Origin of the sequence: Aliiruegeria lutimaris (genome assembly GCF_900099935.1) — a bacterium.
Classification (GTDB): domain Bacteria; phylum Pseudomonadota; class Alphaproteobacteria; order Rhodobacterales; family Rhodobacteraceae; genus Tropicimonas; species Tropicimonas lutimaris.
On sequence record NZ_FNEK01000041.1, the window covers coordinates 21,339 to 42,036 of the forward strand.

The window sequence follows — 20,698 nt, forward strand, 5'->3', positions numbered from 1 at the left end:
GGTTTCACCCGCGACGCACAAGCTTCGCAAATCCTTAACGCATATATCGCTCAGGCTGCCCAAGGCGAGGACACGAACACCTTTGGGGTATACGTGGCACTCGTCGTCGGGCAGGTAACAAAGAAATTCGGCCGGAAAGCAGCAGTCGACAACGCAAGCTTTACGGTCGCCAAACCGGCGATGATCGGGATCATCGGCCGCTCCGGCGCGGGAAAGTCGACCTTCCTGCGGATGATGAACCGGCTGACAGACGCCAGTTCCGGCCGCATCCTGTTCAAGGGACGCGATATCCTGCAACTCGACGGCAGCGCCAGGCGCGCCTGGCAATCCGATTGCACGATGATCTTCCAGCAATTCAACCTGGTGCCGCGCATGGATGTCTGCTCCAACGTGCTGCACGGGTTGCTAAACAAGCGCTCCACGCTCTCGACGCTGTTCAACACCTATCCCACCGAGGACATTCACCGCGCCGTCGACATTCTCGACCGGCTCGGCATTGCCGACCAGGCTGCCAAGCGCACCGAGGCGCTCTCGGGCGGCCAGCAGCAGCGCGTGGCCATCGCGCGGGCACTGATGCAGGACGCCGAGATCATCCTCGCCGACGAGCCCATCGCCTCGCTGGACCCTATGAACGCCCAGATCGTGATGGATGCGCCGCGCCGCATCCACGAGAAGGACGGGCGCATGGTCATCGCCAACCTGCATACGCTCGACACCGCGCGCCGCTATTGCGACCGGGTGATCGGTATGCGCGACGGGCGCATCGTCTTTGACGGCACGCCCGAGCAGCTCACGACGGGCGTCGCCCGCGACATCTACGGCGCGAAGGCCGATTTCTCCGAGGAAGCCACCTCGACCGAGATCGGCGCCATCGCGCGTTACAAGGCCGCCGAACAGCTCATCCGCGAAGCGGAAGCGGAGGCAGGCTGATCCACCCAAAGCTTTCATCTGCCCGTTGCCGGTGATCGGGAACGGGTCCACTCAACGGGAGAAACAAAGATGAAAAAAACTGGCTGCTGCCCTCGTGGCCACCACCGCCATGGCCGCCCCGGCCCTGGCCGCGGATACGATCGACGAATTCCGCATCGCCATCCTCGGCGGCGAGAACGCCCAGGACCGCGTTGCCAATAACGAGTGCCTGCGCGCCTATATCGAGGATGCCCTTGGCGTGCCGACCAAGACTTTCACCCCCGCCGACTATGACGGCGCCATCCAGGGTCTGCTCGGCGGCACCATCGACGTCTCCTGGCTGGGCGCCTCCGGCTATGCCAAGACCTACTTGACCGATCCCGAGGCCGTCGAGCCCGTGTTGGTCAAGACCAACATGGACGGCTCCTTCTCCTATTTTTCGATCGGGTTTGCCCGCGCGGACGGCACCATTACCTCGCTCGATGACATGAAGGGCAAGGTCTTCGGCTTTGGCGACCCCAACTCCACCTCGGGCTACCTGATCCCCTCGGTCGAGATCCCCGCACTCACCGGCGCCTCCATGGAATCGGGCGACTATTTCGGCGAGGTCAAGTTCACCGGCGGCCACGAGCAGACCATCGTTGCGGTTGCCAGCGGCGACATCGACGGCGGCGTGACCTGGGCCGACGGTCTGGGCGACTGGGAAGACGGCTACAATTCCGGCGCGCTGCGCAAGGCGGTGGATGCCGGCCTCGTCGACATGAACGACCTGGTCGAGATCTGGCGTTCCAAGCCGATCCCGGAAGGCCCGGTTGTGCTGCGCAAGGCCCTGCCTGCCGACGTGAAGGAAAAGGTCACCGCGATCTATCAGAACATGATCGAGACCGACAAGGACTGTGCCTACGACATCGCCTCGGGCGAGACCGCCGGCTTCGCACCGATCACCCATGGCGCCCATCTCTCGATCATCGCGACCCGTCAGCAGAAGTCCAACTGAGACGAACAGGTACCGCGGGCCCCGCATGTCGCGGGGCTCGACATCACCCACCTAGCAGAACGATCTTCCAAGGGACGATCGTGCCTCGGGCGGGAGTATTTCGACCAGGAAGAAAAGCCTGTGCCACCCAGGATTTCTTCCTGGTCAAAATACTCCGGGGGAGCGCTCGGCAGAGCGCGGGGGCAGAGCCCCCTCCCCGGCACGAACTGAACGAAAGCAGCATTCATGGCCGACGCCGCCACAAACACGCCGGACCGTATCGCCCAGATCCACAGCGCCTACATGGCGTTGGCCCGCCGCAAGCGGCTCTATTCCGGGCTTATTCTGGCGCTCTTCGCTGTGCTTTTCGTTTCCGGCTTCAAGATCGCGGAAGACCGCAACGCCAGCGGTTTCATGAACGGCATCGGCGATATTTTCGACTTTCCTTCCGAAGTCGTGGCCGAGGCAGTCGAGAAATCCGTCAACCTTCCCGGCCACCTGGTGACCTATTTCCCGGCGCTTCTGGAAACCCTCAACATCGCCGCCGTCGCCACCATTCTCGGCGTGATCGTCGGCACCGTCCTGTCCCTGCTTTCCACCCGTGGCCTGGCACGGTTTCCACGTCTTATCCCCGTCTTCCGCCGGTTGATGGATCTGATGCGAGCCTTTCCCCAGATCGTCGTCGCGCTGGTGCTCATCTTTACCCTCGGCTTCGGCCCCGTGCCCGCGATGATCGCCATCGCCATCCACACTGCCGGCGCCATCGGAAAGCTCTACTCGGAGATCAACGAGAATGCCGACCTGAAGCCCGTGGAGGGCCTCACTTCGGTTATGTTTTCCATGCCTTCGACGTTCCGGGCCTCGTGCAGCGGGCGAGCATTGAGAACGCGCGCGTGCTCGTCTCCGATGCCTATCGCTACAAGACGCATGTCACCCGGGACAATCGCAATGGCGACATCGCTGTCTCGATCGAAGGCAAGCGCAACCATGTCCACGGACCGGAGACGATGCCGGACTGGGTGACGCTTGGCCCCGAACGTACCGAGATCGACCTACCCCACGGCCACAGCGTGACCTATCTGCCCGATGTCGTGATCTATGATCACCCCGCCCATGGCGAGATCCGGGTGAACCGCGTCGATGGCGCCTTCGTGGCCGAGTTACCAGATGGTCTCCCCGAGGATGTGGTGAATGCCTCCCGCAACCGCGTTTCCATCACAACCGCTGCTGGCCGCCTCGCCGTAACCCGCAATAAGGCCGAGACGTTCGGCTATGCCAAGGACTGGGAGTTGTTCTTCTTCACGCTGGACAGCCCCTATTACAGCCGCTCGGCCTTCGAGATCTTTTTTGGCCCGCAGAACGACGATACCCGCGGCAATATTGCCGGCGCGGCGCAGGATTTCTGGAACAACACGCTCTGGCGGCACAAGGACGTGGCCTGGGCTATGTTCGAGACCATTCTCATGGCTTTCTTCGGCACGTTCGGCGCCGCAATGGTGGCCCTGCCGGTGGCCTTCCTTGCCGCGCGCAACTTCACCCCGTTGATGAGCCTGCGCTTCTTCTTCCGTCAGATCTTCGATTTCGTGCGCGGCGTCGATGCGCTGATATGGGCAATCGTGCTCGCCCGCGCCTTCGGACTCGGTCCGATGACCGGCGCGCTCGCCATTCTCGTTACCGATAGCGGCAGCTTCGGCAAGATCTTCTCCGAGACGCTGGAAAACGTGGACGAGAAACAGATCGAGGGCATTCATTCCACCGGCGCACGGCCGCTGCAACGCTACCGTTTCGGGGTGATCCCGCAGGTTGCGCCCGTCCTGCTGAGCCAGGTCCTCTATTTCTTTGAATCCAACGCACGCTCGGCCACGGTGATCGGCGCCATCACTGGCGGCGGTATCGGCTTGATTCTGACCCAAGCGATCAACACCCAGCAGGACTGGGAGCAGGTCACCTGGTATATCGTGCTGATTTTGCTGATGGTGATCGCGATGGATACGCTCTCGGGCTGGATCCGTGCCCGTGTGATCAAGGGTGGCGAAGACCCGGTGCTGTAATCTGCCGGCACGCCGGCAGATGCCTCCGGCGGGGATATTTGTGGAAAGAGGAAGGTGAGAGCACCGGATGCCGCGACTGGACAAAAAAAGCGCCATTCATCCATCCCGATTGCGAGATCGTGGATGCTGGATTCGGTCTCTTCGTCGAGATCGGCCGGGGCAGCCGGCTCGTCCATGCCCGGATCGGGGATTACTCCTATTGCGACCGCTATTGCGATGTCGCCAACGCGTCGGTCGGCAAATTCGCCAATATCGCCAGTTTCGTGCGCATCGGCGCGACGGATCACCCGTTGGGCACGGCGAGCCTGCATCATTTTCTGTACCGCTCGGCCGATTACTGGGACGACACGCCACCCGACGCGGAATGGTTCGAGAGGCGACGCGCCCGCAGGGCGACGATCGGGCATGACACCTGGATCGGACATAATGCCCAGATCAAGCCGGAGATTACTGTCGGCCATGGTGCCGTCGTAGCCTCGGGCGCGGTGGTCGCCAAGGACGTGGCGCCCTACACGATCGTGGGCGGGATCCCCGCTGCCCCCATCCGGCGCCGCCAGCCCGAGGGTTTTGCCGAACGCCTGGTCGCGCTTGGCTGGTGGGACTGGGAGCACGCGCGCCTGCGGGCCGCCCTGCAGGATTTCCGGAAAATGCCGGCGGAAGCCTTCTTGGACAGGTACGAGCCCGGCAACTGAGCCGCCTTCCCTGCGGAAACAAGAATTAAATCCATTCTATTTCTGCAATGCAGCATCCCAATCCGTTGATCTGCGGTGCATGTTGGATGGGAAGGACCTTTTTTTCATGGCTTTTGCGACCGCCACAAAAACTATGCAGTCGCAATATGGAATGCGCGGACAGGGCTTGCGTGAGTGCTGCGGAGCGTCAATAACCTCTTTTAACGAATTCGGTGCCGCTCCTCCCCGCGGCGATGAGACGAGGTAAGCCACAATGACTTCCGCAGAAATGAAGGCAGCGATCCTTCACCACCTAGTTTACACTCAGGGCAAGGACGCCGTGACCGCCAAGACCTATGATTGGCGCATGGCTCTGTCCTATGCGGTGCGGGACAAGATCGTGGACCGCTGGTTCGAAGCCACCCGCCGGGCCTATGCCGAGAAGCGCAAGCGGGTCTATTACCTGTCGCTGGAATTCCTCATCGGTCGACTGCTCAAGGACGCGATCATCAACATGCGCCTGGAGGAGTCGGTGCTCGACGCGCTGAAGGATCTGGGCATCGAATGGGAAGAGATCATCGAGGACGAGCCCGATGCGGCGCTCGGCAATGGTGGCCTTGGCCGTCTGGCCGCCTGTTTCATGGAGAGCCAGGCGACGCTGGGCCTGCCGGCGATGGGCTATGGCATCCGCTATGAGAACGGCCTCTTCCGGCAGCGCTTCGAGGATGGCCGCCAGGTCGAGGAGCCGGAGGACTGGCTCAACCAGGCGCATGCCTGGGAATTCGCCCGCCCCGAGGTTTCCATCGATATCGGCTTTGGCGGCCATGTGCAGGAAATCGGCAGCCGGGCCAACTGGTACCCCTCCGAAGTGCTCATCGCCAGGGCGCATGACACGCCGGTCATCGGCTGGAAGGGCCGCTGGGGCAACACGCTGCGTCTGTGGGAAGCCCGCCCGATGCACGGCTTCGACCTCGCCCGCTTCAACCGGGGCGATCACACTGCCGCGGCCGAGCCGGAGGCGATGGCGCGCACGCTTTCCCGCGTGCTCTATCCCGATGACCACACCGAGCAGGGCAAGGAACTGCGCCTCAAGCAGGAATTCTTCCACACAGCCGCCTCGATCCGCGACATCTTGCGCCGTTTCGAGAGCGAATATGACGATCTGAGGCTGCTGCCCAAGAAAGCCGCGATCCAGATCAACGATACGCACCCGGCCATTGCCGGCCCCGAGCTCGTGCGCATCCTGCACGACGAGCGTGGCATCGACTTCGAGGAAGCCGTGGGCATTGCCCGCAACACGATCTCCTATACCAACCACACGCTTCTGCCCGAGGCGCTGGAGACCTGGGGCGAGGCGCGCATGGGCCGGCTGCTGCCGCGCCACATGCAGCTGATCGACCGCATCGACGACCTGCACCGTCGCGAGACCGGCACCCATGACCTCAATGCCCACCACGATGGCAAGGTTCACATGGGCACGCTCGGTTTCATCATGGCGCACAAGGTCAACGGCGTGGCGGCGCTGCATACCGAGCTGATGAAGAGCACCGTCTTCAAGGATCTGCACGAGCTGCACCCCGAGAAGATCGTCAACGAGACCAATGGCGTAACGCCGCGCCGCTGGTTGCTGTCGTGCAACCCGCGCCTGTCCTCGCTGATCACCGACTCCATCGGTGACAACTGGGTCGATCATGCCGAGGATCTCAAGAAGCTGGAGCCCTTCACCGAGGATGCCGGCTGGATCGAGAAATTCACCGCCGCCAAGCACGCCAACAAGGTGGACCTGTCCAACTGGATCGCCGAGACGCTCGAAATCAGCGTCGATCCGGACTCGATCTTCGACATCCAGGTCAAGCGGATCCACGAATACAAGCGCCAGCACATGAACCTGCTGGAGACCATCGCCTACTGGCTGGAAATCCGCGACAATCCGAACGCGGGCTGGACGCCGCGGGTGAAGATCTTCGGCGGCAAGGCCTTCCCGAACTACATCTATGCCAAGGAGATGGTTCACCTTGCCAATGACATGGCCAAGGTGATGAACAGCGACCCGCTGACCAGCCGCTTCCTGAAGGTGGTGTTCCCGCCGAACTACAATGTCAGCCTCGCCGAGCGGCTGATCCCGGCGGCGGACCTTTCCGAGCAGATCTCGACGGCCGGCAAGGAAGCCTCCGGCACCGGCAACATGAAGTTCTCGCTCAACGGCGCGCTGACCATCGGCACGCTGGACGGCGCCAACGTGGAGATCCGCGAACTGGTCGGGGCCGAGAATTTCTTCCTCTTCGGCATGACCGCCGAGGAAGTGATGACGCACCGCGCCGAGGCCGGCCATGCCGCCAGGGCGATCGCCGCGGATCCGCGCCTCGCCCGCGCGCTCGAAACGATCCGCTCCGGTGGCTTCAGCCCCGAGGAGCCGGGCCGCTACCACATGATCACCGACAACCTGACGCATCACGACTATTTCATGGTCTGCTCGGATTTCACTGATTACTGGCGCGCCCAACGCGACGTGGACGCCGCTTTCGCCGACAAGGCGGAATGGGCTCGCGTCGCCGCGCTCAACACCGCGCGCACCGGCTGGTTCAGCTCGGACCGGACCATTCGCGGTTACATGAGAGATGTCTGGGACGTGGAAGCGGCGCCGCTGGTCGATCTCGCCGCAGAGTGAGTGTCCACGCTTGCGGAACAGGGGAATAGGAGTAGCTTGCAATTATGACCGACACCCCTGCCAAATACCCGCAAATGCCGCTGTCGCCGGAAACGGCCCAGCAGATCGCAGCCGGCACGCTCCGAGACCCGTTTGGCGTCCTCGGCCTGCATGAAGCCGAGGACGAGACCCACTGGGTCGCGGTCTTCGACCCAGGGGCGGTCTCCATGACCGTCCTGATGGAAGGCAAGGAATTCCCGCTTGGGCATTTCGACGGGGTTCCCGGCGTCTTCTGCGGCATGGTACCCGCGCGTGCGCCCTACCGGCTGCGCGGGACCAACGCGGATGGCGACATGTGGGAGAACGAGGATCCCTATCGCTTCGGCCCCGTCATCGGCGAGATGGACGAGTACCTGCTTGGCGAGGGAACGCATCAGCGGATCTGGGAAGTGCTCGGCGCCCATGTGAAGGAACATGAGGGTGTGAAGGGCACGCATTTCGCGGTCTGGGCACCCAATGCACAGCGCGTGTCGGTAATCTGCGATTTCAACTCCTGGGACGGGCGACGCAACCCGATGCGGTTGCGCGGGGCAACCGGTGTCTGGGAGATCTTCCTGCCGGGGATCGGTGAAGGCACGCCCTACAAATACGAGATCATCGGCGCCCAGGGCCAGTTGATGGCGGCCAAGGCGGACCCGGTCGGTTTCGGCTCCGAGCACCCGCCGGCAACGGCGAGCGTGGTGCGCGACATCACCGGCTATGGCTGGGACGACGATGGCTGGATGCATCACCGGAGCGAGAAGAACGCGCATAACGCGCCGATCTCGATCTACGAGGTGCACCTGGGCAGCTGGAAGCGCAAGGCCGATGAGGGCAACCGCCCGCTCTCCTACAAGGAAGCGGCGGTGGAACTGGTCGATTATGCCAAGGAGATGGGCTTCACCCATCTCGAATTCCTGCCCTTGAGCGAGTTCCCCTTTGACGGCTCCTGGGGCTACCAGCCGATCGGGCTGTTCGCGCCGACCGTCCGCTTCGGGCCGCCGCATGAGTTCCGCGACCTGATCGACGCCGCCCACCAGGCGGGGCTTGGCATTCTGCTCGACTGGGTGCCGGGGCACTTCCCGACCGATGTCCATGGCCTCGGCCAGTTCGACGGCACGGCGCTCTATGAGCATGCCGATCCGAAGGAAGGCTTCCACCAGGACTGGAACACGCTGATCTACAATTACGGCCGCATAGAGGTCGCCAATTTCCTGATCTCCAACGCGCTCTACTGGCTGGAGGAATACCATGTCGACGGGCTGCGCGTGGATGCCGTGGCCTCGATGCTCTATCGCGACTACAGCCGCGAAGACGGCCAGTGGATCCCGAACAAGGATGGCGGGCGCGAGAACCTAGAAGCGATCTCGCTGCTGCAACGCACCAACTCCATCTGCTATGGAGAAGTGCCGGGCATCATGACGGCGGCGGAGGAGAGCACCTCCTTCCCCGGCGTATCCAAACCGGTCGATGCCGGCGGGCTTGGCTTCGGCTTCAAGTGGAACATGGGCTGGATGAACGACACGCTCGACTACATCGCGCGTGACCCGATCCATCGCCGCCACCATCACCACCAGATGACCTTTGGCATCCACTATGCCTTCAGCGAGAATTTCATCCTGCCGATCAGCCATGACGAGGTCGTTCATGGCAAGGGCAGCATGATCAACAAGATGCCGGGGCTGGAGGGCGAGAAATTCGCCAACCTGCGCGCCTATTACGGCTTCATGTGGGGCCATCCCGGCAAGAAGCTGCTGTTCATGGGCAACGAGATCGCCCAATGGGCAGAGTGGAACAACAACGACCAGCTCGATTGGGCCGCGACCGAGTATTACACTCATGCGGGCGTGCAGACGCTGGTGCGCGATCTCAACTTCCTCTACCGCGAAACGCCCTCGCTCTACGTCAAGGATTGCGAGCCCGGCGGGTTCGAGTGGCTGGAAGCCAATGACATGGACGCCTCCGTCTTTGCCTGGATCCGTCGCGGCGGGCCGGACGATCCGGAGGTTGTCGTTGCCTGCAACTTCACCCCCATCGAACGGATGGGCTACCGCATCGGCCTGCCGGCAAAGGGCAAGTGGCGCATGGCACTCAACACCGATGCCAAGGAATATGGCGGGGAGGGTCGTGGCGACATGAACGGCGTCACGGCGGAGGACACACCCTGGCACGGGCAGGACCATTCCGCGCCCGTAACCCTGCCGCCACTCTCTACCGTCATCCTTGTGCGCGAACTGGACTGACGACAGGACCAAGAAGGAGGAGGACCACCCCCATGCCGAACTCTCACACAAGACTGTCTTCGAGGGCGATGGCCTTCGTTCTTGCCGGCGGCCGAGGAAGCCGCCTGAAGGAATTGACCGATAGCCGGGCCAAGCCGGCGGTCTATTTCGGCGGCAAGGTAAGGATCATCGACTTCGCACTGTCCAACGCGCTGAATTCCGGTATCCGGAAGATGGCAATCGCCACCCAGTACAAGGCGCATTCGCTCATTCGCCACTGCCAGCGCGGCTGGGGCTTCTTCCGCGCCGAACGGAACGAATATCTCGACGTCCTGCCTGCCTCGCAACGGATGGGCGGCGAGAACTGGTATGTCGGCACGGCCGACGCCGTGCATCAGAACATCGACATCGTCGATAGCTACAACATTGAATATATTGTCGTTCTGGCGGGTGATCACATCTACAAGATGGATTACGAGATGATGCTCCAGCAGCATGTCGATACGGGCGCAGATGTGACCATCGGCTGCCTGACCGTGCCGCGCGAAGAAGCCTCCGCTTTTGGAGTAATGGATGTCGACGCCTCTTCCCGGATCATCGAATTCATGGAAAAGCCCGCCAATCCGCCGGGCACTCCGGACGATCCGAACATGGCGCTCGCCTCGATGGGGATCTATGTCTTCAACTGGAAATTCCTGCGCGAATTGCTGCTGGAAGACGCTGCGAATGTCGATTCCAGCCATGATTTCGGCAATGACCTGATCCCGCATATCGTGAAGAACGGCAAGGCCGTCGCCCACCGGTTCTCCGATAGCTGCGTCAAGTCCGATCCCTCCGCGCAGGCCTACTGGCGCGACGTGGGGACGGTGGACGCCTTCTGGAAGGCCAATATCGACCTGACGGATTTCACCCCCGAGCTGGACCTGTGGGACCATGACTGGCCGATCTGGACCTATTCGGAATCCGTGCCGCCCGCGAAATTCATCCATGACGAAGAAAAGCGTCGCGGTATGGCCATCTCCTCGATGGTTTCCGGCGGCTGCATCATTTCGGGTACCGAGATCCGCAATTCGCTGCTGGGCACGATGGTGAAGACGAACTCATTTGCGGTGCTCGACCATTCCGTTGTCTTGCCATATGTGACCGTGAATCGGCACGCCCGTTTGATCAAGACAGTGATCGACCGTGGTGTGACCATTCCCGAAGGGCTCGTCGTCGGCGAGGATCCGGAGGAAGACGCCAAGTGGTTCCGCGTCTCCGAGAAGGGGGTCACGCTGATCACGCAGGACATGCTCGACAGAAGGGAAGCCGCGCTCTCATGAAAGTCCTCTCCGTTACCTCGGAAATCGCTCCCCTGATCAAGACGGGAGGCCTGGCCGACGTGGCCGGCGCCCTGCCCCTGGCCATCAAGGCTGAAGGGGTGGACATGCGCACGCTCGTTCCGGGCTACCCGAAGATCCTGGAGGCGCTTGGCGAGGGACGGCAGGTAATGACGGATGGGAACCTCTTCGGGGGTCCCGCGCAGGTTCTCTTCGGCACGGTGGGCGATCTGGAGCTTTACGTGCTCGATGCCGCCCATCTGTTCTATCGCGGCGGCGGCCCCTATGCCGCGCCCGACGGCTATGACTGGTGGGACAATTCGGAGCGTTTCGCGGCGCTGTGCTGGATCGGGGCAAGGCTGGCCAGCGAAGGCCATCTGCATGGCTGGCAGCCCGATGTCGTGCATGCGCATGACTGGCAAGGCGGCTTCACGCCCGTCTACATGCAGCGGACCGGCGCATCCCATGCCGTCGGCTCGGTCATGACGATCCACAATATCGCCTTCACCGGCTCGGCCGGTGCGGACATGATCCACAGCCTGCGCCTGCCGATGGAAGGCTACAATGCCGGCGGTTTCGAGTTCTACGGTCGCATCTCTGCGCTGAAGGCCGGGATTGCCTATGCCGACAAGGTCAACACCGTCTCGCCCACCTATGCCGAGGAGTTGAAGACACCCGAGTTCGGCATGGGGTTCGACGGCACCCTGAAATACAAGGGCGCGGATTTCACCGGCATTCTCAACGGCATCGACACCGATTACTGGGACCCGGCGACGGATCCGCATATCGAGACCTACAAGGTGCTGCGCGGCAAGGCCAAGGCGCGCGCGGTGCTCTGCGAGGAAATGGGGCTCAATCCCGAGGGTGGCCCGATCTGCGTCGTGGTCTCGCGGCTCACCGACCAGAAGGGGATGGACGTGCTGCTGCATGCCCTGCCCCGCCTGATCGAGCGCGGCGGACACCTCTGCCTGCTCGGCTCCGGAAACCCGTGGTTCGAAGGGAAATTCCTTGAAGCCGCCGCGGCATATCCCGGCCAGGTCGCGGTGCGCATCGGCTATGACGAACCGCTCAGCCACCGCATCATTGCCGGTGGCGACGCGATCCTTGTGCCCTCGCGGTTCGAGCCCTGCGGACTGACCCAGCTCTACGGGCTGCGTTATGGCACGGTTCCCGTTGTCGCCCAGACGGGCGGGCTGGCCGATACGGTCATTCCCCTGACCGTGGCGACGCGCATGGCCAAGGTCGCTACGGGCCTTCAGCACGCCCCGGGCAATGCCGATGCGCTGGCCGCGGCTCTCGACGAGCTTTGCGATCTGTGGGCGCAGCCAAAGCTGTTCCAGCAAATTCAGCGTAACGGGATGAAGCACCCGGTCGGCTGGGATGTATCGGCAGCCGAATATGCGGCGCTGTTCAAGGAAGCGTCGAGGAACCCGTGAGACACCCGGAATTCGTGATTTCGGCCGGCCGCCCGGCACCGCTCGGCGCGACCTTCGATGGTGACGGCGTGAATTTCGCCGTCTTCTCTCAACATGCGACCGCGATGGAGGTCTGCCTCTTCTCCGCGGATGGCAAGACGGAGACCCAACGCCTCCGGCTGCTCGAACGCGATGGCGACGTTTGGTACGGCTATGTCTCGGGCCTGCGCCCGGGTCAGTATTACGGGCTGCGCGCGCATGGCCCCTACCGTCCCGACGAAGGCCACCGTTTCAACCCCAACAAGCTGCTGCTGGACCCTTACGCCAAGCGGCTGACGGGCAAGCCGGTCTGGCATGACGCCCTGATGGGCTACCAGGTCGGTTCCAACGCGCGCGATCTCAGCTTCGATACCCGCGACAGCGCCTCCTACATGCCGCGCTGCGTGGTCGAGGATACGGCCTTTTCGTGGGGCTATGACAACCACCCGCGCACACCGATCCAGGACACGATCATCTACGAGGCGCATGTGAAGGGCCTCACCCAGTTGCACCCCAAGGTCGCGCCGGAGGGATGTTTTCTCGGGCTGGCAACCGATGCGATGCTGGACTATTTCAACAAGCTCGGCATCACCGCGATCGAGCTTCTGCCGGTGCAATCCTTCCTCACCGACCGGTTCCTGCATGAAAAGAACCTCGAGAATTACTGGGGCTACCAGACGCTCGGCTTTTTCGCACCCCAACCGCGCTACCTGTCGGAAGGCAAGATTTCCGAGTTTCAGCAGATGGTTGCGCGGCTGCACCATGCCGGGATCGAGGTCATTCTCGACGTGGTCTACAACCACACCTGCGAGGGCAACGAGCTCGGGCCGACGCTCAGCTTCCGCGGCCTAGACAACCGCTCCTATTACCGCCTGATCCAGGACAAGCGCTATTACATCAACGATACCGGCACCGGGAACACGCTGAACCTCGACCACCCGATGGTGCTGCGCATGGTGATGGACAGCTTGCGCTACTGGGTGCAGGTGATGCATGTGGACGGCTTCCGGTTCGATTTGTGCTCGACGCTGGGACGCACCGATTACGGCTTCGATCCGGGCGCGAGCTTCTTCGATGCGATCCGGCAGGACCCGGTGCTGACGCAGGTCAAGCTCATCGCGGAGCCCTGGGATGTCGGTCCAGGCGGCTACCGGCTCGGCGGCTTTCCCGCGCCCTTTCATGAGTGGAACGACCGGTTCCGGGACGGCGTGCGCCGCTTCTGGCGCGGCGATGCCGGCCGGGCCCCGGATATTGCCGGCCGCCTGACCGGCTCGGCGGCCGAGTTCGACCATTCCGGCCGCCCCGCCACGGCAAGCGTGAACCTGGTTACCGCGCATGACGGCTTCACGCTGCAGGACGTGGTCAGCTATAACGGCAAGCACAACCTTGCCAATGGCGAGGACAACCGCGACGGCCATTCGGAGAATTACTCCGACAATTTCGGCTGGGAAGGCCCGACGGACGACCCCAAGATCGTCGAGGCCCGCAACCGCCGCAAGCGTGCGATGATTGCCACCCTCATGCTCTCGCAAGGTACGCCGATGCTGCTGGCCGGCGACGAGTTGGGCAACTCGCAGAACGGCAACAACAACGCCTATGCGCAGGATAACGAGACCAGCTGGATCGACTGGGAAAACGCCGACATGGACATGATGGCGTTCACGGCCGAGATGATCCGGTTCCGCCGCGAGCACCCGATCCTGCGGCAGAAGGTGTTCCTGCACTCGCGCGAGCGCCGCATCGACGGGCGCGAGGACCTGTTCTGGTGGCGCGCCGATGGCACGCCGATGCTGACGCCTGACTGGGTCGATCCGGGGCTGAAGATGGTCTGCGTCGAGATGCGCACGGCCTCCGGCACGCCGATCTACGCCGCCACTGAAAATGCCATCTTTGCCGTCTTCAATGCCGGCGGCGATGCCAAGGTACACCTGCCCGATCCGCCCAAGGGGTCGCGATGGGCATGGTCCATTGACACCGCCGAGCCGGGCCGCGCCCAGATTACGGTTCGAAAGACAGAGGTCACCGTGAAAGCTCAATCCGTCGCCATTTTCGTACTGGAACAAGTCGCATGATTGGACCCCTGCGCGAACTGGCGCATATGGCCGGGATCTATGACGACTACTGGGACCAGAAGGGCAATCGCCGCGCCACAGGCGCCGCGACGGATATTGCCCTGCTCTCGGCGATGGGGTTCGACGTGTCATCGGACGAGGCCATCGAGGCGACACTGGCCGATCTGAAGGCAGAGGCCGCGCGTCGCGCCCTGCCCCGCTGGCTGATCGTCGAGCCCGATTGCGAGACGCGCCACACGCTGGCGCAGCCGGCGGAGGCGATCCGCCTGCTGCACGAGGATGGCAGTGCGAAGGCCCTGCCCACCGGGCCGGACCCGGTCCTGCCGGCAGGAAGCGAGATCGTCGTGCCGCCGCTTCCCGTCGGCATCCATGTGCTCTCTGTGGATGGCGAGGAGACGACACTGCTGGTCGCCCCAGCCGCGATCCCGCTGCCGGAACGCGACTGGGGCGTGACCCTGCCGCTCTATGGCTTGCGCAGCGAGCAAGAGGGCGGGCTCGGCGATTACTCGGATCTGGCCGAGGCTGTCACCGCACTTGGCCGCGCCGGCGCAAGCTTCGTCGGGCTGAACCCGGTTCACGCGAGTTTTCCCAGTGACGAGAACGCCTTCAGCCCCTATTCGCCCGCCCACCGGCGCCGGCTCTCGACCATGCATATCGCGCTTGGCGACGACCGCCCGACCCAAGGTGGCACGCTGATCGACTACGCGAAGATCCTGCCGGCGCATCGCGCGGCGCTGGAGGCCGCTTTCGCGCGGTTCGAGACGGCTGGCGGCGATGCCCGTTTCGATCGCTGGATCGCGGCGGAAGGCGGCTCGCTGGAACGTTTCGCCACCCACCAGGCGCTCTCGGACCTGCACGGCCCCTATTGGTGCCATTGGGACGAGCCCCTGCAGGACGCCCATTCGCCTGCCGCACGCGCCTTTCGCGAGGCCCATCCGCGCGAGATCCGGTTCCACTGCTGGCTGCAATGGACGGCGGAGCAGCAATTGCAGGCCGTTTCAGACGCGGCAGACGCAGAGGGAATGCATTTCGGCCTCTATCTGGACCTGGCCGTCGGCACCCACCCGCACGGGGCCGAGACGTGGTCCGACGGGTCGCTCTTTGCGCCCGGTGTCTCGCTCGGGGCACCGCCCGATGCGTTCTCGCCCGACGGGCAGTGCTGGGCGCTGGCACCCTTCAATCCGCATGCGCTGGCCGCAATGCATTTCCGTCCGCTGGCCGAGACGCTGCGCCGGCAGATGCGCTTTGCCAAGCTCTTGCGGATCGACCATGTTCTGGGCTTCGAGCGCGCCTATTGGGTGCCGACGGACGCGGACGCGCCGGGCACCTACGTCGTGATGCCGCGCGAGGCGATGCTGGCCGTGGTCCGCATCGAGGCCGCGCGCGCGGGCGCCACGGTGATCGGCGAGGATCTCGGCAATGTGCCCGACGGGTTGCAGGAGGCGATGAGCCGCTCCGGCCTGCTCGGCTGCCGGCTGTGCATGTTCGAGCAGCCCGAGCATGCCGAGTTCCGCAAGCCCGAGGATTATACCGAGGCCGCGCTGGCCAGTTTCGGCAGCCACGACGTGCCGACCTGGGCGGGCTGGCGCGCGGGGTTGGATATCGAAGTGCGCCACGATCTCGGCTATCTTGACGAAGAAGGGTATTCGAACGGGCTGGAATGGCGCCGCAGCGAGGTCGCGGGATTCGACAAGCTTGCCGGCACCAATGGCGACGGGCCGGATGCGTTGCACCGGTTCCTTGGCTCGGTGAAGAGTCGGTTGGTGGCGCTTCAGCTCGAAGATATTCTGGGGGTGCTGGAGCAGGCCAACCTGCCCGGTACCGTCGATACGCATCCCAATTGGCGGCGCCGGCTGCCGGTTGGCGTGAAGGCGCTGGACGGCCACCCCGCCGTTCTGGCCGCCGCGAAGATCATGAAAGAGTCCGGCCGACAGGAGTGAGCCATGGAACGCATTACCGTTCAGACACAGCCGATCGAGGGACAAAAGCCCGGAACTTCGGGCCTGCGCAAGAAAACCAATGTCTACATGGAGCCGCATTTCCTCGAGAACTTCATCCAGTCGATCTTCAACGGGATCGGCGGGGTCGAGGGCAAGACGCTGGTTCTGGGCGGGGATGGCCGCTATTTCAACGACCGCGCCGCGCAGGTGATCCTGCGCATGGCGGCTGCGCAAGGGTGCGCCAAGGTGATCGTCGGGCAGGATGCCATCCTGTCGACGCCGGCGGCCTCCCACATGATCCGTATTCGCGAGACCGATGGCGGCATCATCATGTCGGCCTCTCATAACCCGGGCGGGCCGAAGGAGGATTTCGGCGTCAAGTTCAACACTCCCAATGGCGGCCCCGCCCCGGAGGAAGTGACGGACAGGATCTATGCCGCCACGAAGGAGATCACCTCCTATGACATCATGGTGGCTGGGGACGTGGACCTCGCGACTATTGGCGAAACCGCGCTCGGGGACATGGCGATCGAGGTGGTGGACCCGGTGGCCGATTACGCCGAACTGATGGAAGAGCTGTTCGATTTCGATGCGATTGCGCGGCTCATAGATAACGGCTTCCGCATCCGCTTCGACGCGATGCATGCCGTGACCGGGCCCTATGCGACCGAGATCCTCGAAGGCCGTCTCGGCGCGCCGCGCGGCACGGTGGTAAACGGCACCCCTTCCCCCGATTTCGGCGGCGGGCACCCCGATCCGAACCCGATCTGGGCCAAGGAGCTGATGGACGCGATGTTCGCCGAGGACGCACCCGATTTCGGCGCCGCTTCCGACGGCGACGGCGACCGCAACATGATTGTCGGGCGCGGCGCTTACGTGACACCCTCGGACTCGCTCGCGGTTCTCGCCGCGAATGCCCATCTGGCGCCGGGCTATTCCAATGGGCTGGCGGGCGTTGCACGTTCGATGCCGACCTCTGGCGCGGTGGACCGGGTTGCCGCGAAGCGGGGCCTGGATTGCTACGAGACGCCGACGGGCTGGAAGTTCTTCGGCAACTTGCTGGACGCGGGCCGCGCCACGCTCTGTGGTGAAGAGAGCGCCGGTACCGGGTCGGACCACGTGCGCGAGAAGGACGGGCTCTGGGCGGTGCTGCTCTGGCTCAACATCCTCGCCGTCAACGGCAAGTCGGTACAGCAGATGCTGGACGATCACTGGGCCGAGTTCGGCCGCAACTACTATTCTCGCCACGACTACGAGGGCGTGGACGTGGCCGCCGCAGAGGGGCTTATGGACGCGATGCGGGCACAGTTCGACACACTTCCGGGCAAGGAATTCGCCGGCAAGGTGGTCGCGAGTGCCGACGAGTTCGCCTATGACGACCCGGTCGATGGCTCGCATTCGGCAAATCAGGGTATCCGCATCGGCTTCGAGGGCGGCGGGCGCGCGGTCTTCCGCCTCTCCGGCACCGGCACCGTGGGTGCGACGCTGAGGGTCTATCTCGAGGATGTCTGCGAGGACCTGGCGGCGATGCACCGGGATCCGCAGGAAGCGCTGGCCGAGATCATCGCCGCGGCGGACGCAATTGCCGGGATTGCCGAGCGCACGGGGCGCGACGGGCCGGATGTGCGCACCTGAAATCGGCAACGGTCCGATCACCTTGGCAGGCGGCCCGCCTCATGAGCAGGGTGTTGCCGAGGCGACTCACTTCCGATTCGCCGAGCCCCCCGGAGCGCATTTCGTGGATTCACAAATCCATTGGCCTGTGACAGAATCAGCCTCGACGTCGCCCGCCAAGAGGCGACCAAGAGGCAGGCCTATGAGCAACACCACATCGCGCCCCGCGGTGAAATCTGCGCTATTCCTGACGATCAGCCTGTCGCTGGCGATGTATTTCACCTTCGCCGCCGTCCAGGGGGATTTCGGCCTGTTTCGCCGCATCGAAATCGAGGCGGAAACGCGGGCGCTGGAGGCCGAAAAGGCCCAGCTCGAAATGGTTGTGGCCGAAATGCAGAACAAGACCCATCGTCTCTCGGAAGATTACCTCGACCTGGACCTTCTCGATGAGCGTGCGCGCAACGTGCTGGGCCTGATCCGCGTCGACGAAATCGTCATCCGCTAGAGCGCCCAGCCCTTGCCGCCCCCCGAGCAAAACGCAAATGGCCGCCGGCACGCCGACGGCCATATCCTTTTGCGGAGCTGCAATCGGCGCAGCACCAGGCCGCGTTACATTTGCGGCGTGTACCAGATCGGCGAAGTGTAGGCCCGCTCCTGGGTGGTCATTGGGCTCTCATCGGGCACCTCTGCGCCAAAGCGGAAGGCGTCATAGGCGGTCCAGCGCGGCGTCGGGATCTCGATCACCCGCGCGTAGTAGAAGGACGGTTGCGTCGGATCAAATTCCGGATCGGTCCAGACCGTACCCAGTTCCGCCGCGCCGATCGTGTTGGTCCAGGTGGCCCGCTCCACTTCGACGGTCGAGCCGATGGGCGGCAGCTTGCCCTCCGCATCCGGGGCCCGGTCGCCTGCCCAGACCACGTCGAACACCTTTTCCTCGGTCTCGCCATCGGCGTTCATCCAGCCCTTGACGATCTGGATGCGGTCGAAATTCCCTCCGATCGGATCCTTGAGCGCAAAGACCATGAAGGTTGGCGCATTTGCTCCTTCGGGCGCGGTGGGCAGGTTGCCCCCCATCGGCACCCCCCTTTCGTAGCCTGCAAAGGCAGGCATGCGGGAGGTCAGGTCCTCGACCGTGTAGTCCCAGCCGCCGAAGAAGCGCACGCCGATGCGCGAGCCGGTCGTGGCATAAACCTCCTTGCGCTCGAACGCGTCGAAGATCGCCTCGCGCGTGTTCTCCGCCGCCCAGACGGCCGCCAGCCCCGATGCCGCCTGTTCCCACCCAAGGATCGCCACGTCGCCGAACTGGCCGACGATATGGCCCGGACGCTCCGGGCCGGGCTCGGTGCCCGAATGCTTACCGAAGAAATTGTCCTCTTGCGCAGTGGCCAGGCTGGTGTGGCTGTCCGTCGAGCCGATCATGCCGAACTTATAGGGGTTGGTGCCGAGGCGCGCCTCCAGTTGAAGGCCACGCTTGAGCGCCTCGCGGGCATACTCACCGGCGAGCATGCTGTCTTCCTTAAGCTCGGAGAGGTTCAGGTTCCCCTTGTCTCAAGTCTCGTAATCGGCGAACTCGTCGTTCGGCGAAAGGAAGGGATGGGCCTCGCCATCGCCCTTGATCTGGGTCGCCTCGTAGGCCGGCTCCCATTTGGCGCGGGTCTCGACATATTCGGCATCAAGCTCGGCCCCGTCGAACTGCGCGTCGATAGGGAACATGATGCCATTCGAGAGATTGCCGTTATGGGCCAGCGCCAGCACGTCGCCGCGGGTCAGATCCTCGTAATTGGCCATCCACTTCCACAAGTCGCGTGGATTGATCGAACCTATCGGTGCTTCGGTGGTGAAGGGGTCAACCATGGCAGCCTTCTCGCCTCCATCGCGGTACATCACCACGCGGTGCATGTTTCCGCCTTGGATCAGGGAGGTCCATTCATAGCCGATGAAGGCCGTGAACCGCCCCGGGTCATTGGCAGCCTCGGCCGCCGCGATCTGGCGTTGCCAAACCGAGCGGAAGGTCTTGCTGCCGGCCTCGACCGCCAGGGCCGGCGAGATCTTCTCGCCACGCGAATAGGCGTCGATCAACTCGAGCGCCGCGGCGACACCCTCTTCGCCGCCATTGGCAACCATCGTTGCGATCCGGCGACCTTCGCTGTCGGACATGATCGAACCGTCCTGGGCATAGATCAGGTCGAACAGGCCCATATTGTCGGAATGATCTGCCACCACCAGCCAGTCGAGCGGCCGCGACAGCCGCACATTCATGCCCGTCGTGGCCGTTACCTGCTCGCCCTTGGCGAACCGATAGGCCGCGTGGGCGTCAAGCCGGTTGCCGAAAGCCCCGGCATCGAAGGAGGTCGAGGTATGCAGATGGGTGTCTCCCCAGAGCGGCATGCTGGGAAACCCTCTGTCGGCATAGGGCGAATAGGATTTTCCCGGAAAGGCCTTGTTGAGGCTCGAAGCATCCGGCGACGGCTCGAAAGCCATCGCCCCCCCTGCCAATAGACACAGCACCGATGTCGTGACGAACAAGCAACGCATATCAGACTCCCTCCCAGGTTCACGTCGTAACCATAACACGGGAGACGAATTCGACCAATTTAAAGCACCCCGCCATTAACCTGAGACATATCCGGCAGCCTTGAAGTAGCTCCAGCATTCTTGCGGAGAATAGAGATCGCAGACCTGGGCGATGGCGCCGAACAATTCGGTGAAGGTGCGAGCGCCGATCCTGCGGAGGTGAGCCTTGAGCTTCGAGAACGCCATTTCGATGGGGTTGAGGTCGGGGCT

13 protein-coding genes and 2 pseudogenes are annotated in these 20,698 nt (G+C 63.4%); 13 read left to right on the forward strand and 2 right to left on the reverse strand.

Going from position 1 to position 20,698, the window contains the following annotated elements; genetic code table 11:
• The first annotated feature begins 93 nt into the window (after positions 1–93).
• The 13 genes from phnC (at position 94) to BLR85_RS17705 (ending at position 18,419) form a co-directional block, all read left to right on the forward strand.
• A complete protein-coding gene (gene phnC, locus BLR85_RS17650; RefSeq protein WP_093159518.1) occupies positions 94–930 on the forward strand; it encodes a phosphonate ABC transporter ATP-binding protein in 837 nt (278 codons plus the stop codon).
• Between the two features lie 79 nt (positions 931–1,009).
• A complete protein-coding gene (gene phnD / locus BLR85_RS17655; protein ID WP_342028794.1) occupies positions 1,010–1,906 on the forward strand; it encodes a phosphonate ABC transporter substrate-binding protein in 897 nt (298 codons plus the stop codon).
• Positions 1,907–2,131: 225 nt separating this feature from the next.
• Positions 2,132–2,908, forward strand: a complete 777-nt coding sequence (locus BLR85_RS29915) for a PhnE/PtxC family ABC transporter permease (protein ID WP_244520768.1) — start codon at positions 2,132–2,134, stop codon at positions 2,906–2,908.
• Positions 2,893–3,936 (forward strand): phosphonate ABC transporter, permease protein PhnE, encoded by a 1,044-nt coding sequence (gene phnE / locus BLR85_RS17660; protein ID WP_244520770.1) that lies wholly within the window; start codon positions 2,893–2,895, stop codon positions 3,934–3,936. The genes BLR85_RS29915 and phnE overlap by 16 nt, the downstream gene beginning before the upstream one ends.
• Before the next feature lie 119 nt (positions 3,937–4,055).
• Complete coding sequence (locus tag BLR85_RS17665) at positions 4,056–4,628, forward strand: LbetaH domain-containing protein (protein ID WP_244520769.1); 573 nt, start codon at positions 4,056–4,058, stop codon at positions 4,626–4,628.
• A 253-nt stretch (positions 4,629–4,881) separates the two neighbouring features.
• Positions 4,882–7,275: a glycogen/starch/alpha-glucan phosphorylase gene (locus tag BLR85_RS17670; protein ID WP_093159528.1), complete on the forward strand. Its 2,394-nt coding sequence runs from the start codon at positions 4,882–4,884 to the stop codon at positions 7,273–7,275.
• 44 nt (positions 7,276–7,319) lie between these two features.
• Complete coding sequence (gene glgB / locus BLR85_RS17675; protein WP_093159533.1) at positions 7,320–9,536, forward strand: 1,4-alpha-glucan branching protein GlgB; 2,217 nt, start codon at positions 7,320–7,322, stop codon at positions 9,534–9,536.
• 32 nt (positions 9,537–9,568) lie between these two features.
• Complete coding sequence (glgC, locus tag BLR85_RS17680; protein WP_093159538.1) at positions 9,569–10,837, forward strand: glucose-1-phosphate adenylyltransferase; 1,269 nt, start codon at positions 9,569–9,571, stop codon at positions 10,835–10,837.
• The gene (gene glgA, locus BLR85_RS17685; RefSeq protein ID WP_093159542.1) at positions 10,834–12,270 is read left to right on the forward strand and encodes a glycogen synthase GlgA; all 1,437 of its coding nucleotides are present in this window, start codon (positions 10,834–10,836) and stop codon (positions 12,268–12,270) included. The genes glgC and glgA overlap by 4 nt, the downstream gene beginning before the upstream one ends.
• Complete coding sequence (gene glgX, locus BLR85_RS17690) at positions 12,267–14,360, forward strand: glycogen debranching protein GlgX (RefSeq protein WP_093159546.1); 2,094 nt, start codon at positions 12,267–12,269, stop codon at positions 14,358–14,360. The genes glgA and glgX overlap by 4 nt, the downstream gene beginning before the upstream one ends.
• Positions 14,357–16,300, forward strand: a complete 1,944-nt coding sequence (malQ, locus tag BLR85_RS17695; RefSeq protein WP_093159551.1) for a 4-alpha-glucanotransferase — start codon at positions 14,357–14,359, stop codon at positions 16,298–16,300. The genes glgX and malQ overlap by 4 nt, the downstream gene beginning before the upstream one ends.
• Positions 16,301–16,303: 3 nt before the next feature.
• Positions 16,304–17,935 carry an alpha-D-glucose phosphate-specific phosphoglucomutase gene (locus tag BLR85_RS17700; RefSeq protein ID WP_093159556.1) on the forward strand — a complete coding sequence of 544 codons (1,632 nt, stop codon included), beginning with the start codon at positions 16,304–16,306 and terminating at the stop codon, positions 17,933–17,935.
• Positions 17,936–18,116: 181 nt separating this feature from the next.
• Positions 18,117–18,419 carry an FtsB family cell division protein gene (locus BLR85_RS17705; protein WP_093159561.1) on the forward strand — a complete coding sequence of 101 codons (303 nt, stop codon included), beginning with the start codon at positions 18,117–18,119 and terminating at the stop codon, positions 18,417–18,419.
• Between the two features lie 104 nt (positions 18,420–18,523).
• Here the strand turns inward: BLR85_RS17705 and BLR85_RS29920 are convergent.
• Both BLR85_RS29920 and BLR85_RS28560 read right to left on the reverse strand, forming a co-directional pair.
• Positions 18,524–20,449: pseudogene (locus tag BLR85_RS29920) on the reverse strand (DUF3604 domain-containing protein).
• A gap of 75 nt (positions 20,450–20,524) precedes the next feature.
• A pseudogene (locus tag BLR85_RS28560) lies at positions 20,525–20,698 on the reverse strand (IS630-like element ISSpo6 family transposase); the annotation flags it as partial.

What these genes read in the sequence shown, in the direction of transcription:
- BLR85_RS29915 (WP_244520768.1), top strand. Translation starts at nt 2,132, where the DNA reads ATGGCCGACGCCGCCACAAACACGCCGGACCGTATCGCCCAGATCCAC.
- phnE (WP_244520770.1), top strand. Translation starts at nt 2,893, where the DNA reads ATGCCGGACTGGGTGACGCTTGGCCCCGAACGTACCGAGATCGACCTA.
- BLR85_RS17670 (WP_093159528.1), top strand. Translation starts at nt 4,882, where the DNA reads ATGACTTCCGCAGAAATGAAGGCAGCGATCCTTCACCACCTAGTTTAC.
- glgB (WP_093159533.1), top strand. Translation starts at nt 7,320, where the DNA reads ATGACCGACACCCCTGCCAAATACCCGCAAATGCCGCTGTCGCCGGAA.
- glgC (WP_093159538.1), top strand. Translation starts at nt 9,569, where the DNA reads ATGCCGAACTCTCACACAAGACTGTCTTCGAGGGCGATGGCCTTCGTT.
- glgA (WP_093159542.1), top strand. Translation starts at nt 10,834, where the DNA reads ATGAAAGTCCTCTCCGTTACCTCGGAAATCGCTCCCCTGATCAAGACG.
- malQ (WP_093159551.1), top strand. Translation starts at nt 14,357, where the DNA reads ATGATTGGACCCCTGCGCGAACTGGCGCATATGGCCGGGATCTATGAC.
- BLR85_RS17700 (WP_093159556.1), top strand. Translation starts at nt 16,304, where the DNA reads ATGGAACGCATTACCGTTCAGACACAGCCGATCGAGGGACAAAAGCCC.
- BLR85_RS17705 (WP_093159561.1), top strand. Translation starts at nt 18,117, where the DNA reads ATGAGCAACACCACATCGCGCCCCGCGGTGAAATCTGCGCTATTCCTG.